This window comes from Microcoleus sp. S13_C5, assembly GCF_036700845.1.
In the GTDB taxonomy this organism is placed as follows: domain Bacteria; phylum Cyanobacteriota; class Cyanobacteriia; order Cyanobacteriales; family Microcoleaceae; genus Microcoleus.
The window spans coordinates 24,617-40,320 of record NZ_JAUBPR010000029.1 but is presented as its reverse complement, the minus strand read 5'-3'; the positions used below and the strand labels follow the sequence as shown (position 1 = coordinate 40,320).

At 45.1% G+C, this 15,704-nt stretch carries 12 protein-coding genes and 1 tRNA gene; 4 read left to right on the top strand and 9 right to left on the bottom strand.

Annotated features, from left to right (window positions below):
• Nucleotides 1-99 precede the first annotated feature (99 nt).
• The 6 genes from QUA04_RS10800 to QUA04_RS10775 all read right to left on the bottom strand — a co-directional run bounded on the left by QUA04_RS10800 (nt 100) and on the right by QUA04_RS10775 (nt 8,941).
• Nucleotides 100-1,230, bottom strand: coding sequence for a chemotaxis protein CheW (locus tag QUA04_RS10800; RefSeq protein ID WP_333256557.1), 1,131 nt, complete (start codon nt 1,228-1,230; stop codon nt 100-102).
• 3 nt (nt 1,231-1,233) lie between these two features.
• Nucleotides 1,234-2,910, bottom strand: coding sequence for a CheR family methyltransferase (locus tag QUA04_RS10795; protein WP_333256554.1), 1,677 nt, complete (start codon nt 2,908-2,910; stop codon nt 1,234-1,236).
• Between the two features lie 392 nt (nt 2,911-3,302).
• Nucleotides 3,303-5,069 (bottom strand): R3H domain-containing nucleic acid-binding protein, encoded by a 1,767-nt coding sequence (locus QUA04_RS10790; protein WP_333256551.1) that lies wholly within the window; start codon nt 5,067-5,069, stop codon nt 3,303-3,305.
• A gap of 110 nt (nt 5,070-5,179) precedes the next feature.
• Entirely contained in the window at nt 5,180-6,331 is a 1,152-nt protein-coding gene (gene ldpA, locus QUA04_RS10785) for a circadian clock protein LdpA (protein ID WP_333256549.1), read from the bottom strand.
• Between the two features lie 426 nt (nt 6,332-6,757).
• Nucleotides 6,758-8,080: a four-carbon acid sugar kinase family protein gene (locus QUA04_RS10780; protein WP_333256548.1), complete on the bottom strand. Its 1,323-nt coding sequence runs from the start codon at nt 8,078-8,080 to the stop codon at nt 6,758-6,760.
• Between the two features lie 189 nt (nt 8,081-8,269).
• On the bottom strand, nt 8,270-8,941 hold the full coding sequence (locus QUA04_RS10775; protein ID WP_333256545.1) for a hypothetical protein: 672 nt from the start codon (nt 8,939-8,941) through the stop codon (nt 8,270-8,272).
• Between the two features lie 96 nt (nt 8,942-9,037).
• Here QUA04_RS10775 and QUA04_RS10770 point away from each other — a divergent pair, with 96 nt between their 5' ends.
• Nucleotides 9,038-10,210 (top strand): IscS subfamily cysteine desulfurase, encoded by a 1,173-nt coding sequence (locus tag QUA04_RS10770; RefSeq protein WP_333256542.1) that lies wholly within the window; start codon nt 9,038-9,040, stop codon nt 10,208-10,210.
• 133 nt (nt 10,211-10,343) lie between these two features.
• On the opposite strand, the gene QUA04_RS10765 is transcribed toward QUA04_RS10770, so the two are convergent.
• Together QUA04_RS10765 and QUA04_RS10760 are read right to left on the bottom strand one after the other, a co-directional pair.
• Entirely contained in the window at nt 10,344-11,348 is a 1,005-nt protein-coding gene (locus tag QUA04_RS10765; protein ID WP_333256540.1) for a glycosyltransferase family 2 protein, read from the bottom strand.
• 52 nt (nt 11,349-11,400) lie between these two features.
• Nucleotides 11,401-12,129, bottom strand: coding sequence for a C40 family peptidase (locus tag QUA04_RS10760; RefSeq protein WP_333256537.1), 729 nt, complete (start codon nt 12,127-12,129; stop codon nt 11,401-11,403).
• 108 nt (nt 12,130-12,237) lie between these two features.
• On the opposite strand from QUA04_RS10760, the gene QUA04_RS10755 reads away from it, so the two are divergent.
• From QUA04_RS10755 to QUA04_RS10745, 3 genes are all read left to right on the top strand, one after another.
• Nucleotides 12,238-13,176 (top strand): serine hydrolase, encoded by a 939-nt coding sequence (locus QUA04_RS10755; RefSeq protein ID WP_333256535.1) that lies wholly within the window; start codon nt 12,238-12,240, stop codon nt 13,174-13,176.
• Nucleotides 13,177-13,566: 390 nt separating this feature from the next.
• A complete protein-coding gene (locus QUA04_RS10750; RefSeq protein ID WP_333256531.1) occupies nt 13,567-14,019 on the top strand; it encodes a hypothetical protein in 453 nt (150 codons plus the stop codon).
• A 232-nt stretch (nt 14,020-14,251) separates the two neighbouring features.
• Nucleotides 14,252-15,478, top strand: a complete 1,227-nt coding sequence (locus QUA04_RS10745; protein ID WP_333256528.1) for an alpha-1,2-fucosyltransferase — start codon at nt 14,252-14,254, stop codon at nt 15,476-15,478.
• 101 nt (nt 15,479-15,579) lie between these two features.
• On the opposite strand, the gene QUA04_RS10740 is transcribed toward QUA04_RS10745, so the two are convergent.
• A tRNA-Ser gene (locus tag QUA04_RS10740) sits at nt 15,580-15,668 on the bottom strand.
• Nucleotides 15,669-15,704: the final 36 nt, after the last annotated feature.

Here is a 15,704-nt window from a genome sequence, read left to right as displayed (position 1 = left end):
TCTGTGCGTTGGATAGGGATTGCTAAGGAAATGAAGTATTAAGCCAGATGCTTCACTAGACTCATGACACATATGCTTTGTATAAGTCCTCTTCTTGATTCAAACCTCTTCATCAACAACTACTCCTCCTTTTGTCAGCAGTTTTTGCAAGTTCAGAATAGCCATCATTTTTTCCCCGTAAATAGCTGTCCCCCGTAAATATTCGCGGTTGGCAGAATGCAGTGCTGCCGGAATAGCCGCCATTTCCGACACATTTAAGTATATAATATCTAATATTTCGTCAACCACTATACCAGCGACCACATCCGCCACTTCGACAACGATCGCCTTAGAGAGATAATTTGCCGCCTCCGACATATTTAAAGACATATTTAAAAGACTGCGAATATCAATTAGCGTCACAATTTCTCCCCGTAAATTTATATTTCCCACTATGCGATCGGGAGTGCAAGGAACCGGAGTTACTTGGTTGATATCAGTAAATTCGCGGACTAGATCTAAATGAATACCAAAGTATTCGCCATTCAAAACAAACACCGCCAGGGACATATTGATTGCAGCATCATTTTCCCCCTCGCCTCCCAGCCTCAAATTATTAGTCCGCGATTGAAAAATTGCTTTTTCTTCCGGGGTAGCCTGCGGGCAAAAAACGTGACGATTGCTCAAAATCTTAGGATTTTTGCCTAACATTTTTGCACCTATTTGCCACCGTAAACTTTCCGTATCTGACTCACCTGCTGTTTCTTGATTACCTGCATTGCTTGGAGAAACAGGCCAGCTTTCCTGTGACCTTTCGGGAGAATATCGAATTAAGTGATCGAGGTTTAGCAGCATGATAATATCGGCTTCACAGCGGGCAAGTCCAGCTACAAAATAATGAGAGGCTTCTGAATTCTCTCGTCCGTAAGATAGCTGCGGAGTGATGGTATCTTCTGAGATTTCCTTAACTTCGCGAACTTGATTGACAATTATACCGACTTTCGATTCTTGCCACTCGATGACGATCGTACTATCTGTCACAGAATACTCCTGCCAAACGTATCCAAAACGAAGATTCAGATCCATCACGGGCAGAATTTCGCCCCGAAGGTCGATCGCCCCAACAATATCTTGAGGTGCTTCTGCAATTGCTGTCAACTCCGGCAGAAAGAAAATTTCCCGAACGTAGCAGGCTTCTATACCGCAGAGAAAACCGTTCTGTTCAAAGATAAGATACGGTTTAGTTTCCATATTTTAGTGTACAGTTTCTTTACTGTATAATTTTAACAATTTTTTTTTAACATTCATCAGGACTTGACTAGCTGTCATTTTCCCCTGTGAATCTATGGGAGTGTTTGGCGGTAGTGCTTTCAAGATTTCACAAGATGAATTGTACATTTTAAGAGCTCTTTTTACTTGACCTTCCTTATTGTATATATTCCCTAGTTCTATATAAGCTGAAACAAAAGATGGACACATATAAATAGTCCTCTTTAATAAATTCTTTGCTGTTTCCAATTGCCCCTGTTCTTCAGCAATTTGAGCTTGTAAATAATCAGTATATACTGATCCAGGATCGACTTTTCTCGCTCTATTACAGTATTCTATTGCCTGAGAATAATTGCCGGCATTAGCCTGAACTTGAGCGATTAAAAAATAAGCATCAAAATTATGTCCCTGCAAGTTTATTGCCTCTTGTGCCTTGTTGATAGCCGCAGCATAATCTTGATTTTTAAATAATTGTTTAGCCTCTAAAATTAGCATTTGAGGCGTTTTATTTTGAGTATTTTCTGCTATTATTTTTTCTGTAACTGACACGGCATTGTTCGGCAAGCCGTCCTCCAGATAGCGAGAGGGCAGCATATTCCCCAACGGATTACTTATTTTTAATACGGGTGGAATCTCTATCTCGGGAAAATTGCTGTTAGTAGTAAAACGAGGTGGCATAGTTTCCCCTGTTAGCAACTCACCACTATCATCGCCCATAGTATCTGCTTTCGGGAATTCCCGAAATGCCGAGTTGGCTTCCCCTACCGTCGCAACCCTAGACTTTATTTGAGAGCCTTCATCGGGTACTGCATCCCGCCGCTGATACACCACCGACTCCGGGAAAATCTTGGGTTCAAACTCGTTCATAATTTGACCGTAAACTTCAGCGTGACCGGTCATTAAATATCCTCCCGGTCTCAGGGTCTTGGAAAATTTTTTAAGTACCAGTGAAATATACTTATGTTCAAAATAAACAAAAACGTTTCTACACAAAATTAAGTCTATGTTATAAATATTTTGGTAAATATTAGGAAACTCATCTGTGATTAAATTTACACAACTAAAGTTGACACTTTCTCGCAATTCTAGATTAATTTCCCAATCATTTGGCCTCTGATGAAAATACTGCTTTTGTATCTGCGGTTCTACCAAGCGAAACGACCAATGACTGTAAACTCCCTGGGGCGCTTTTTTGATGACTTTTTCATTAATATCTGTACCTAAAATCAATATTTTCCATTGCTCCCAATCTGGAATCAATTGTTTTAAAACAATAGCTAAAGAATAAGGTTCTTCACCGGTTGAGCAGCCTGCACTCCAGATTCGCAGTGTAGGCTGCATTCCCAAGGTCTTGTGCAAGTTTCTTTTCTGCTCTATCAATTCAGGAAAAATTACTCTGTTTAACAGAGCAAACTGTCCTTTGTCTCGCATAAAATAACTTTCAGTTGTGGTTAATAGCAATACTAATTTTGCCCATTCATTTTTACTTTCAAAAGTTTTGGCGGTTAAAAGTTTATAATATTTTTCTGGTTCTGCAATTTTTTTTTCTCTCATTCTAGTCATGATTTTATGAGACAAACCCGCTCTATCTTGGGAGCGAATTCGTACACCCATCTCCGTTGTAATTAAGTTGATAAATAGCTGAACTATGGAATCATTCATGTCAACTCATGTAGATTAATTTAATAATTTGGGAAGTGGCAACTTTTACTGAGCTGGTGCTGAGTTTGTGCTGAGCATAGCTGCTAGCCTGTGGCTCGTCCGTTCGCGAAGCCGAAGGGAGCCGAAGGGAAGTGCGTAGCTGAACTATTGAGAATTGGGAAACTTGTAAGCTCGTGTAGTCGAAGTATTGGTAATGGGAAATTGGGGAATTGGAAATTAGAAATCGGGAATTTAGCCGATCGCATTAACAAGAACACTGTCACACAACATCATAATATCAGAAAGTGGTCAGCTACTTAAAGGAAAAAGGCAAAAGGTAAAAGACAGAAGCCAGGAAAAAATTCTCCCTTCTGTCTTCCACCTTCTGCCTTCAAAGGTACTAATCTCCAACTTTAAGCTGGATATATCCGCAGGCGGCGATTGGGTTCTTCTCCAAAACTGTGGGATTTCAGGTGATAGTGTTCCACAAGTTCGTGCTGCATTTTGCGGACGTTGGGAGAACGGGGCAGGAGTTCCACCGGCTGTCCCTTCGGAATGACAATTTGCTCGACTGCTAAGCGCGTTTCTTCGAGAGCTTCGAGCTCGTCAGAAGAACCGCTGCGGGCGAATAAGGCGAGGTCTGCCACTTCCGGGGTACCGGGGTCATCCATGTCTAACAGACGCCGCAAAGCTCTCGCTACGTGGGGAATAGTGCCGGCCTTAATTGTATGCAGGGGAACTTGGCGAGTTTTGGCCAAGTGCCTCAATTTCGACTGGTTCCGAACGTTCGATCGCAAAGCCAAAACCACGTCAGCGCTCTCAATATCCTTTGTCAGCAGTACCGGCAGGTTCAGCGTCGAAATCACCTGTTCGAGCTGGTGGCGAGCTATGCCGTAAGGATAAACGTGGAGGGGCAAATCTTCGCCGTTAGGGCCGACATTCTGGGAAAAACGTCCGGGCTTAGGTCCCGGATCGACGGACAGGGATTCTTCGAGCAGTTGCTCGAAATACCGAGTCTCAGAAACCGGCGCGCTTTTAGCAGCGAAGTTCTCGCTGGGAGCCGGCATCGGCACCATTTTGCCAGCACTCCGCCACCCTGAGATCGGTGTGACGGGCCGGATTGCTGATACAGCAGCCGGGCCGCTGGAAGCTGCCATGCCCGGAAACCGGGCGGGGGGAGCGGCTGACTCGCGCTCGATAATTATTTCTCCAGTCTCGCTGACGCTTCTGATTTGCTGGTGCGGTTCGCGTCCCCGCAGCAAAGTGTCGATCGCATCTGCGACTCGCTCGTGGATTACCCAGCGCTCGCGTTCGAGCATTTCGATGGCAATTTCAAAAGTTGGCGGTGCTTTGCGCTCCAAAACCGTCTTTTGAGAACCGCGCCGTCTTGCTTCGTCATCTCCCAGCGTCACCGCTTGGATGCCCCCAATTAAATCTGCCAGAGTTGGGTTTTTCATCAAGTTTTCGATCCGGTTCCCGTGGGCGGTACCGACCAACTGCACGCCCCTTTCGGCGATCGTCCGAGCCGCCAAAGCTTCGAGTTCCGTGCCGATTTCGTCAATCACGATCACTTCGGGCATATGGTTTTCCACTGCTTCGATCATGACTTGGTGCTGGAGTTCGGGACGAGAAACTTGCATTCTGCGAGCTCTGCCGATCGCTGGGTGGGGAATATCTCCATCTCCGGCAATTTCGTTGGAGGTGTCGATGATTACCACCCGTTTTTCCAAGTCATCGGCGAGCACGCGGGCAATTTCCCGCAGGGCCGTGGTTTTGCCGACTCCGGGGCGACCGAGCATCAAAATTGACTGACCGGTTTCCACCAAATCGCGGATAATGCCGATCGTCCCGAACACAGCGCGGCCAACCCTCAAAGTCAAGCCGATAATCTCGCCACTGCGGTTGCGTAGGGCGCTAATTCGGTGCAGGGTTTGCTCGATACCGGCTCGATTGTCGCCGCCGAAGTGGCCGACTCGCTCGATGCAATAGTTGAGGTGTGCCTTGGAAACTGGCGTTTGAGAAAGAGGTTCGGCCAGCGAGGGAAAACGAGCTTCAGGTTGGCGGCCCAAATCCATGACAATCTCAATGAGATTGTTGCGCTGCGGGTGCTGCTCTAAGGGCTGCCGGATCTCATCTGGCACGATGTCTAATAATCTGTTGAGGTCGTCTGTAATCTGCATTCGCCTCGATGTGTTCGGTGACGTTTTCAACTTTTTAGTCAGTGGTCATTAGTCATTAGTCATTAGTCATTAGTACCAATGCCCAATGCCCAATGCCCAATTCCCAATGACTAAAATTCTTTGAGCTGGGAAACTAGAGAACGAGCTAAACTCACGGCCTCCGAGAGAAGTTCTGGGACGGCTTCAAGCTGAGGTAGCCGAGATGTTTGAACTCCGGCTGCTGACCGCGCGACTGCCACCGGAACGGCATAGGCTCGATCGGTCTGCATTGTGTCTAATTGTTCTAAAATTGGCGACAGCAAAACCCTGGCATAGCTGCCGTAAGCTATACCTGCAATGTGTGGGGTATCAGGAATGGACAAATTTTTCCGATACTCCCTCATCAGTCCCTCGGCTCTCAACTTGCTGACAGTGTGAGCATTAGTGCCGCCTGCAAGTTGCACGTATCCCGGCAACTGGGCAGCCAAAACTTTTTGACCGAGTTTGACCGCGGCTCTAGTAGTTCCTGTTCCGATATCTCCGCTCATTGGCCTACCGTCGGTTTGCCAAATTAGGGGACAAGGAAGGGGGGAAATTATTTGATAGAGTGTCCGCAAATAATCAATCAAACCGTCTCCATCCGGGCAACTAATTGCTATTACCTTGAGTTGACCGACCCAGGGAGCTATGCTCGACCAAAGTCGCCCAAAATCTGCCTCTCTGCCTACTTGCGTGTGGATTTCTAGGGCGTCGGCACCGGATTGCAAGATTAAAGGTGCGATCGCGGCGGGAGCAGACACGTAAGAACGAGTATAAATCAGTTGGCTCGGACAAATCGGCAGACAGCGACCGCAGCCATAGCACTGCTCGTCTATCACCCCGGAAAAACCACTGCCAGCCCTCTGAAAAACTATTGCTTCGGCTGGACATATTTTTTCGCACGGCCGCCAGCAGTCCGCCGGACAATCGGCTGGGTTGAATTCGGCTTTGCGAAAATGCGGGTCTTCCCCATCGTTTAAACTCACCATCAGCAACGGCAACCCTTTGCCGCCAAACCTGCGGTTTTGAGTTCTTGCCTGTAATTCGCTGGCCACTTGTAGGGCTTCTTTCGCTGCGGCGACGGCGGCGGGATCTGCCGCGACATCGATACAGTCAGCGCCTGCTAAGGTGTAAGCCAAGGTGAGATTTCGTACAGCAGGCAGGTGTTGAAAGCTCGCCCCACAGATCAGCTTGAACCAATGGCCACCTTTTAATGAGTTTAGGGGATGATAATGTTCTGTCACCCTTATATGCTAATCCTTTCAGCTAAAAATTACTATGTGGAAATTTCTACTTAATTTTAAAATTTAGGCTGATACGAGCTGGAAACGCTACTGATAGCAGTAGCTCTGGTGCTGTTGGCCCTATATGTAGAGTTCGGAGGTAACTATTTTTGAGAAATCTAATTTTTTTGAGAGTGCCTAGCGATGACGCGATTTTCAACTTTGCCGATCGGCTTTAGTTATGGACAGACTCTCTATCCTATCATACTTGGGTCGATTTAGCAAGAAAAAAGTAGACTAGAGATTTTTTTTGAAGTGGTCGTGCAGTGGCAGTTGCCATAAAGTTCGATCGAGCATTGAAACCCATCGACCAACCGCAGATGAACATTCTCCTCCCTGACTAGAAGCTAAATTCATCTGCGTTAATCTGCGATTCAACGAGCTATACTACTTGCTCAGCCGCTTGTAAACCGTAGCCAAAGCATGGCTATCCCCCACATTTCCCGGAAACAAAACAACTGGTAAATTGGGAAACAGAGGATGCTCTGCCTCGGTTTTCACCACCGAACAACCTGCTATAATTTGACCGATTTGCCTGACACTTTTCAGCGACAAACCTGTACTCAAAACATCATTAGAAGTAATGCCGCCCTTGCTAATCAAAAACCCGATATCTGCAGGCAGTCCCCGCACGATATCCATCAATAAAGCAGAAACCGCCTCTCCAAATTTTAACCGGACTTCGGTATTTTCAAACTCGAGTTCCTTGCGGCTGGTATAAATTACAGGCGTTTTGCCCTCTGCATGAGCAGTGCTGGCTTTTTCGAGAATTTCATCGAGCATTTGGGTGCGATACTCGGGTGAATCTTCTAGCAAGTGAGATACATCTATTTCAATGCTAACTATATTGGGTTCTTTTAACAAGCGTTCCAATTGTTCAGTAGTTTTCTTAACGTGGGAACCAACTATTACTGCACCGGGTTTGCCACCCCTCACATATTTTGCCATTTCGTCGGCTGCTACTGGCTGCGGGCCGAGGTCAGCTAAGGATGTTAAAATACTCGCTGCACTGCGGAATAAAAACTTTTTGCCTTGACTGACTGCATTGAGAATGTGTTTGGCAAATGTGTCTAAATCGCCTTGGCTTTGGCCGTCAACAACTGCACATTGGTTGTCTGTCATGTCCATCAGTCGCTCTAAACTTCCGTAGCGAATGTCTCCGAGTAAAATGCGATCGACTGCATCAGCAGGGATGCGACCTTTGGTTTTTTCTTCTACATAGTCTGGCAGGTAACTGTGACTGTACCCGAAGACTGAATCTTTGGCAAATTCGGTTTCGTGTACTGGTGTCGGGACACTGTTAACTACTAGGTAGTGCACGCTGTGGCGGGTAATTCTGCCTCCTTCAAAAAAGGCGGGAATTAGAAAATGGGCGTCGAAGGGGCCAAGTTCTTCGGCGATCACGTCGGTTTCGATGGGATAGTGACCGCGCAGGGTAGAATCGGAACGGCTAACTATTAGGAAGTCTTCGATTTTTTCGTTGGCGATCGCCCTTTTTAAATTTTGGCACACTTCGCGGGTGACGGAGGCTGCTTTTTCGGGAGTGAGCGATCGAGTATTTGTCAGTATGAAGAAAATTGGGCACTTGTCCCGCAGCCCCAAACGCAGGGTGTCTTCGTCCCAACGTGTCAGCAGCAAGCAACTGTGCACGGTTTGAGAACCTGTCGGATCGTCGTCGAGAACTATAATCTTGGGTTTGGCAGAAGACATACTGACCTGGTTGTTAACGTCACCTTTCCAAGATATCCTTACCTGTTACGTAACAGGAAAAAATTTACAATAATTATGATATTTTTTTAAGAATTCTCCTAACTCATAATTTTAAAAATGTCTTTGAGTTCGATCGGTTCAGTAAGCTGCATATTGCTACTGGATAAGAGGCGCACGCAGCCGTGCACGCTACTTACTTTTGCCATTTTTAAAATTAGCAGCGTTTCGAGCTTGCAACTTTTTCATTTCTGCTTGAACTCCCACGGCTACCTGCAAAGCTTCGTTGAGCAATCGTCCTTGTTCGCTGGCTCGATCGCTAATTTGCAGGGCATTCAAAGTTCTCAAATTATTGGCAAACAATTCGGAGTTAGTATCGACAAATTTTTTGTTTTCCCTAAGAATTCTTTCGGTTTTCAAAGCTCGAACTAAATCGTCTCTGATGAGCTGCAAGGCTTCAATAACTTTTGCTCGATCGCCGATTTTGACTTCTGCATTTCCAGCATCTTCTATCTGATCATTAATGGCGATCGCTTCGATTATACCATTATAGCGATCCACATCATCAAAAAGATTGATTAAATCTTTGTTTTGCCGACTGCATCGAATTTTCCACGCATCCTCAAGGATTAAACCGAGTATCGCAACCAAGTGGAGGGCGAACCACAACAAATAAGCTCTAGGAAATATCGCAACCAGTAGCCAACAACTGATTAGAACCAAAACAATTAAACCGACTGTTTTCAAAGCTTCGCGGGCAAACTTAGTCGCTGTCGGCGGCCGGTATACGCGATCAGGCCCCGCGCCGGTGAGGTGCTTGAGCTCACCGAGAGTAATTTCTAATCCCTGAATGTCAGCTCGCATAAATCTTTACAAATATTTGTTAATTATAAAGTTTTGTAGTAGAACAAGGGGCTCGTCTACAATAAACCTAACACTTTTTTCACCCAAAACTGCACTATGTCCGCACGCCCTATATACCTCGACAACCACGCCACAACCCCCGTAGATCCACGGGTACTTGAGGCGATGCTGCCGTATTTCACCGAACAATTCGGCAACGCAGCCAGTATCAACCACGTCTACGGCTGGGAAGCAGAAGCAGCGGTAAAACAGTCACGACAAATCATAGCAGAAGCGATCAACGCCTCCCCAGAAGAAATTGTTTTTACCAGCGGTGCCAGCGAAGCAAATAACTTAGCGATTAAAGGTATCGCCGAAGCTTATTTCAGTAAAGGAAAGCACATTATCACAGTAAAAACCGAACACAATGCAATTCTCGACCCCTGTACCTATTTGCAAAAATTGGGGTTTGACATTACTGTTTTACCGGTGAAAAGCGACGGGCTGATTGATATAGGCGATTTGATCAAAGCGATTCGCGCCGAGACAATTTTAGTTTCAGTGATGACGGCTAACAACGAAATTGGTGTCATCCAGCCGATCGCAGAAATTGCAGCAATTTGTCGGGGAAATGACATTCTTTTCCACACAGATGCGGCACAGGCGATCGGCAAAATTCCCCTCGATGTAGAGGAGATGAATATCGATCTAATGTCCTTGACAGCCCACAAAATCTACGGGCCAAAAGGGATCGGTGCTCTCTACGTGCGCCGCAACAAACCGAGAGTGCAGCTAGCGCCACAAATGCACGGAGGAGGCCACGAACGCGGAATGCGATCGGGAACTCTCTACCCACCGCAAATAGTTGGGTTTGCCAAAGCAGTAGAATTGGCAATTACGGAAATGGAGTCGGAAACAGAACGAGTGGTTAATTTACGGCAGCGTTTGTGGGAAAATTTGAGTGAATTGGGCGATGTTTTTCTCAACGGTCACCCTACTAAGAGATTGCCGGGGAATCTCAATATTAGTGTAGGCGGCGTTGACGGTCAAGCGTTGATGTTGGGTTTGCAACCGGCGGCGGCAGTTTCTTCGGGATCTGCTTGCACTTCGGCGAAAATATCTCCATCTCATGTTTTAGCAGCGATCGGGCGATCGGACAAATTAGCTTATGCTTCAATTCGGTTTGGTATTGGCCGGTTCAATACCGAAGCAGAAATAGATGCAGTCGCCGAACACGCGATCGCAACTATTACATCTCTCCGACAAGCTCAAAAAGTCACTCAACTTTAGATTTTAGATTTTAGATTTTAGATGGGATAATTGAAGATTAGGAAGTAGTTTTGAGTTTTGAGTTTTAAATGATTTAACTTAAAACTCAAAACTTTTCCTCTTTTTATCACCGAGTATAATTTGGATCAACCTCTTATTTAGAACCAAACACCTCGCGCACCCGATAAATCGGTTTTCCCTGCGACTCGTGATAAGTCCGCATCATCACTTCCGCCAACAAACCAAAACAAAATAACTGCACTCCAGTTAACAGTAAAACCACAGCCAAAATCAGCAAAGGACGATTGCCAATACTTTGACCAAAAGCAAATTTTAAGACTGTCAAATAAATCCCTAAAACCGTTCCTAACGTCATAGAACTCAGTCCCAAAAGTCCAAAAACGTGCATCGGTCGAGTCAGGAACTTTTTCATAAAAGAAATAGTTAACAAATCCATCAACACCCGAAAAGTCCGCCAAATTCCGTACTTACTTTGACCGAAACGGCGGGCGTGATGTCGCACCGGCAGTTCTGCAATTCTCGCCCCTTCAATAAATGCCAACGCTGGCAAAAAGCGGTGCAATTCCCCGTAGAGATTTAAGTCTGCTACCAACTCGGATTTATAAGCCTTCAAAGAACAGCCGTAGTCGTGCAAAGTTACGCCTGTAACGCGACCAATTAACCAGTTCGCAATTTTAGAAGGAATCAACCGGCTAATAGTATTGTCTTGCCTATTTTTGCGCCAGCCGCTAACTAAATCGTAGCCTTCATCTAACTTTGCCAACAATAGCGGAATATCAGCCGGGTCATTTTGCAAATCGCCGTCTAGGGTAACAATAGCACGACCGCGAGCGCGATCGAAACCTGCCGACATGGCAGCAGTTTGCCCGTAATTGCGGCGCAAAATTACAGCACAAAGATCATCGCGAGTGCTGGCTAACTGCTGGAGAAGTTCAGCAGAACCGTCCTTAGAACCGTCATCTACACAAATAATTTGATAGCTGAGTCCAGATGGTTGGATAGAAGAGGCGATCGCCTCAATCAAATGAGGCAAACTTTCCACCTCATTATACACCGGCACCACCACTGAAACGTCGAGAACAACCTCAGCGCCAGCCTGCTGTGCAGCCAATTTTTCCAAAAATAATGCAGCGTCCATTTATTTATTCGATAATATCAACAGTCAACCGTCAACAGTCAACCGTCAACAACTAATTAGGTTGATAACTTGCCACAACTTTACCATATCCCCGCAATTGCTGGTAATAAGCTTGACTGACTCGATCGCCATCCTCCGACAAAACATCGATACCGATACCGTTGCGACCTTGTGCTTGTCCCGAACTGTGAATGTAGCGATTATCTCCGAGATACAATCCTACATGAGTTGCTTTTTCGGGCGTACCAAAAAATACTAAATCCCCCGGTTCTAAAGCACTGATACTAATAGGTTTAGTAAAAGCTTCCTGCTGATAAGCATCCCTCGGCAACCAGATGCCCGCAGCCACAAAAGCAGCTTGCATCAAGCCCGAACAATCATAATTCGGCCCGACTGTACCGCCCCAAAGATAATAATTGGATTGGTTCATAGCCTCGCGAGCGAAAGTAATTACAATTGGTAATTTTTCCTTGATTTGGCCCTCAGAAAGCACCAGAGGATGATACACTGTTTCTGTCGGGTCGAGCAACTCAACATCTCGAATATCCAGCCATCCCGGATAATCATCTTCGCACAGTCGCACCATTACAGCCGTTGTATCCCCCTCAACAACCGAGTCTATGTCATTTCTCCCCTCCTTATGAAGGGGGGGGTCAACTACTCGCAAATGTCGCCCCAGCGCTGCTTGAGTTGCCAATCGATCGCACTTTGGGGAATCGTAAATATTTATGTGCGATCGGACTCGGTACTGCACAACATCAGATAATTGATAATTGGCCATTGCTAATTGCTCATTGTGTGCTGTTAATTGTTCGCATTTATTGTTCGCATTTAACGAGAGATTGCCATTAGCTGCTAGCCGTTAACCGTTAACCGTCAGCCATTAACCATGACATTTTTTCACAAAGACGAACAATTAGAAAACCTCGGCAGTAGCATTATAGACTCCACATTGTCAGAATTTACAGGATTAAGTGGCGATCGTACAGCCATTACCTGGATAGTCTACGATCCGCCGGTGCGAGTCAATACAGGCGGCGCCCTGAGTCCAGAAGAATTTTGGAAGTATCAACCGCGAGGTTTTAGCGCTAGAGCTTCCCAACGAATTTATCCAGCCAGCATCGTCAAATTATTCTACCTCGTTGCCATCTGGGAATGGGCGCAAAAAGGCATGATTCAAACATCGCCAGAATTAGAACGCGCCGTGCGAGATATGATAGTTGATTCCAGCAACGACGCCACCAGTTTAGTAGTAGACGCGCTCACCGGCACCACCAGCGGCCCAGAATTATCACCAGGCCCCTTTGAAACTTGGAAACAGCAGCGAAACCTCGTCAATCGTTACTTTCAATCATTGGATTGGCCGGAATTACAAAATATTAACGCCAATCAAAAAACCTGGTGTGACGGCCCCTACGGTCGCGAGCGAGCATTTCTGGGAGAATTAATGGAAAATAGAAATATGCTGACCACAAATGCAGCGGCGCGTTTGCTGCACAGTATAATCGGCGGCGTAGCTGTTTCTGCCAAAGCATCGCAAGAAATGATGGGTTTAATGAAACGCAGTTTAGACCCAGCAGAATTAGAGGCAGATCCTGAAAATCAAGTAACGGGTTTTTTAGGCGGGGGATTGCCAGAATCAGCAAAATTGTGGTCAAAAGCGGGACTGACAAGTCAAGTGCGTCACGATGCTGCATACATTGAAGTACCGGGTTTGCGGCCGTATTTGTTGGTTGTATTTACCGAGGGGAAAGAGAATAGCAAGAATGAAGAGATTTTGCCATTTATATCGCGGCAATTTGTCGAAGCAATGAAAGTGTTTAATTAGAGCGAAACTTACACAAAAACTGCTTTGGAGCACTGTTATTAGAGGTAAGGTGCGGAGTGCAAAGAACCCTCAAGAGAGAGTTTATGCGGAAAGAAGTAATATTTGTGAGCTGACGGGGTGACAACGGCTCTAAAATCTTTAGGGACTATGCTTTGAGGCGATCGCCAGCCTCTATTTTTGAGAGCGCGATCGGCTTAAAACCTTGTCAGCGCAAGGATTTTAAATTTCTTGTCACCTCGTGAGATTTGTGAGTCAGTTTTGTTGTAAAAATGTGATGGATAATACAGAAACTTAAAATGGATTGCAGTAAAACGAGGAATAAATTTTATTTTGCCGATAACTTACATACAATAGGAAATTAAAATACAACCCAAAAATATGAGAAATATAATGTTACGAAAAGCTTTTATCGGCTTAATTTCTTTCGCACTACTTACCATCATTACTTTGAGCAGTCTGACTTCCAAAGTTACTGCCATGCCTACTTGCTCAAATGAAACTCTGAAAGGACTTTATGTCCATACCTCTTCTGGTTTTCGTGGTACCGCTGCTCCATTTATTCCCTTGGCAACACTTAGAACTGCTGAGATTCTGAATGGAAAAGTAAAAGGACGCGGTACTTTAAGCCTTGGAGGTGATGTGAAGAATTACCGAGTTGAAGGTACCTATGAGGTTTCTAGCGACTGTACAGTCGTTTTTAGTCATTCAGCCATTTCGGATGATGGCACCATTAGCCAAGCTTCTAAGCACTTTGGGATTATTGTTGATAAGGGTAAGAAGGTGTACTACATCCAGCAAACTCCCAGTATAAATGAGACTGGTATTGATGAAAAGGTAAGTTAATCTGTCTAACATTTTATATAAGCACCACTAACAATACTCCGGACAATTTTGGGAAGGAGACTACAAGCTTACGCGGGGCAAGGATCATAAATAAAGTCGAATTAAATGCCGCGTCAGGGGTGGAGCTGACATGGATTTAAATTATCCACAGGGGCTCAAAGTCATATAGAATAAGCCATTGGGTAATATGAAAACTGTCCGGACTATTGCACTAAAATCAATCATTGAAAACATGACCAAGCCTAAATACACAACTAAAAGTGAAACAGAGCGAGTTTTCGAGGTTTTGGCAACTTTCAATAAAGATGCTAAAAATATTCAATCTCCCCTAAACCTTGACACTAAAACCTCCAGTCAGTCAGTTTTAACTATGTCTTCTTTAGGACAACTGGGACGATTTGGTAACCAACTTTTTCAGTACGCTTTTCTGCGAATTTGTGCCCACAAAACCGGAGCTATAGTGGAATGCCCGCCCTGGATTGGTCAACTTCTATTTGGACATAATGACGCTCCAATTTCCCGTCGGCTAGAGCCTGCAATTGAGCGTAAAGATGATGAAAAAAATTTATTCGATATAGTTCCAGAATTTGTCCCTTACGTTGAAAAAATTGCCGGAGCAAAGAGCCGTCGTCTTGGATCAGAAGTCCTTGAGAATGGGATAGAAAATGTCGATTTGTGGGGCTTTTTCCAGATATCAACTCGTTTCCTTGCCCCCTACCAGGACTATATTCGCTCACTATTTCAACCTGTGAGTGAGTTAAATTTTTCATTGGAAGAAGGCCTGAAGATTCTTCGCTCTAAAGGCAAAACACTTGTGGGAATTCATATTCGTCGAGGTGATTACATTACTCAAGTACGAACAGGCTTTACTTTAGTTTTCCCTGAAAGTTGGTATTGTGAATGGTTAGATACAATTTGGAATGATTTGGAAGACCCAATTCTCTTTCTATGTAGCGACGATATAGATCGAATTCTGCCTGCTTTTGAAAAATTTTCTCCGGTCATAGCGCGAGATTTGCAGGTCAAACTACCTGAAGTAATGCAAGATAAAAACATAGAATTCTACATTGATTTTTTTATCTTGAGTAAATGCGATATCGTTGCTACGAGCAATAGTGTTTTCAGTTTTGCCGCTTGTCTATTGAATGAACATGGTCGAATGTTTGTGCGTCCACACTGGAACTTTTCCTCAAGGTTTATTGTTTTCGATCCCTGGGACAGCGAACCATTGCTATGGATAGGAGATGGGAAACCGAAATTCTTTAAGAGTTTGCCTGAAGTGCTTTTTACTACATATGCTACCCAAGGTCTCTGGTCAACCCTCAAAAGTTTGTTTTTTTTCGCTCCTAGAAGTTATCTCAAGCAGTGGGCAATCCGAGTTTACTTGGGTTACAAAATCCAAGGATTCGTCGGCGTATTTAAAACCTTTGCGTCTATCTTGGGTTGGTACTCCTGGTGAGATAGCTAGTGCAGTCTCAAAATTACGTTGCAACGTTAAATTCATTAACGTTCTATCGCCCCGGGTAGCGTCACCCTTGATTCATAAAGCATTAAATAGAACGGAGAGGGAGGGATTTGAACCCTCGAAGGATGTTAACACCCTTAACAGATTAGCAATCTGCCGCTTTCGACCACTCAGCCACCTCTCCAAGATGACAGTAACTAACTATAGCACACACATCCTC

Bases quoted from the DNA above. Each gene is read 5' to 3' on its own strand.
- QUA04_RS10775 (WP_333256545.1), bottom strand. From the start codon at position 8,941: ATGCGAGCTGACATTCAGGGATTAGAAATTACTCTCGGTGAGCTCAAG.
- QUA04_RS10760 (WP_333256537.1), bottom strand. From the start codon at position 12,129: ATGGCCAATTATCAATTATCTGATGTTGTGCAGTACCGAGTCCGATCG.
- QUA04_RS10790 (WP_333256551.1), bottom strand. From the start codon at position 5,069: ATGCAGATTACAGACGACCTCAACAGATTATTAGACATCGTGCCAGAT.
- QUA04_RS10795 (WP_333256554.1), bottom strand. From the start codon at position 2,910: ATGAATGATTCCATAGTTCAGCTATTTATCAACTTAATTACAACGGAG.
- QUA04_RS10750 (WP_333256531.1), top strand. From the start codon at position 13,567: ATGTTACGAAAAGCTTTTATCGGCTTAATTTCTTTCGCACTACTTACC.
- QUA04_RS10755 (WP_333256535.1), top strand. From the start codon at position 12,238: ATGACATTTTTTCACAAAGACGAACAATTAGAAAACCTCGGCAGTAGC.
- QUA04_RS10770 (WP_333256542.1), top strand. From the start codon at position 9,038: ATGTCCGCACGCCCTATATACCTCGACAACCACGCCACAACCCCCGTA.
- QUA04_RS10780 (WP_333256548.1), bottom strand. From the start codon at position 8,080: ATGTCTTCTGCCAAACCCAAGATTATAGTTCTCGACGACGATCCGACA.
- QUA04_RS10745 (WP_333256528.1), top strand. From the start codon at position 14,252: ATGACCAAGCCTAAATACACAACTAAAAGTGAAACAGAGCGAGTTTTC.
- QUA04_RS10800 (WP_333256557.1), bottom strand. From the start codon at position 1,230: ATGGAAACTAAACCGTATCTTATCTTTGAACAGAACGGTTTTCTCTGC.
- QUA04_RS10765 (WP_333256540.1), bottom strand. From the start codon at position 11,348: ATGGACGCTGCATTATTTTTGGAAAAATTGGCTGCACAGCAGGCTGGC.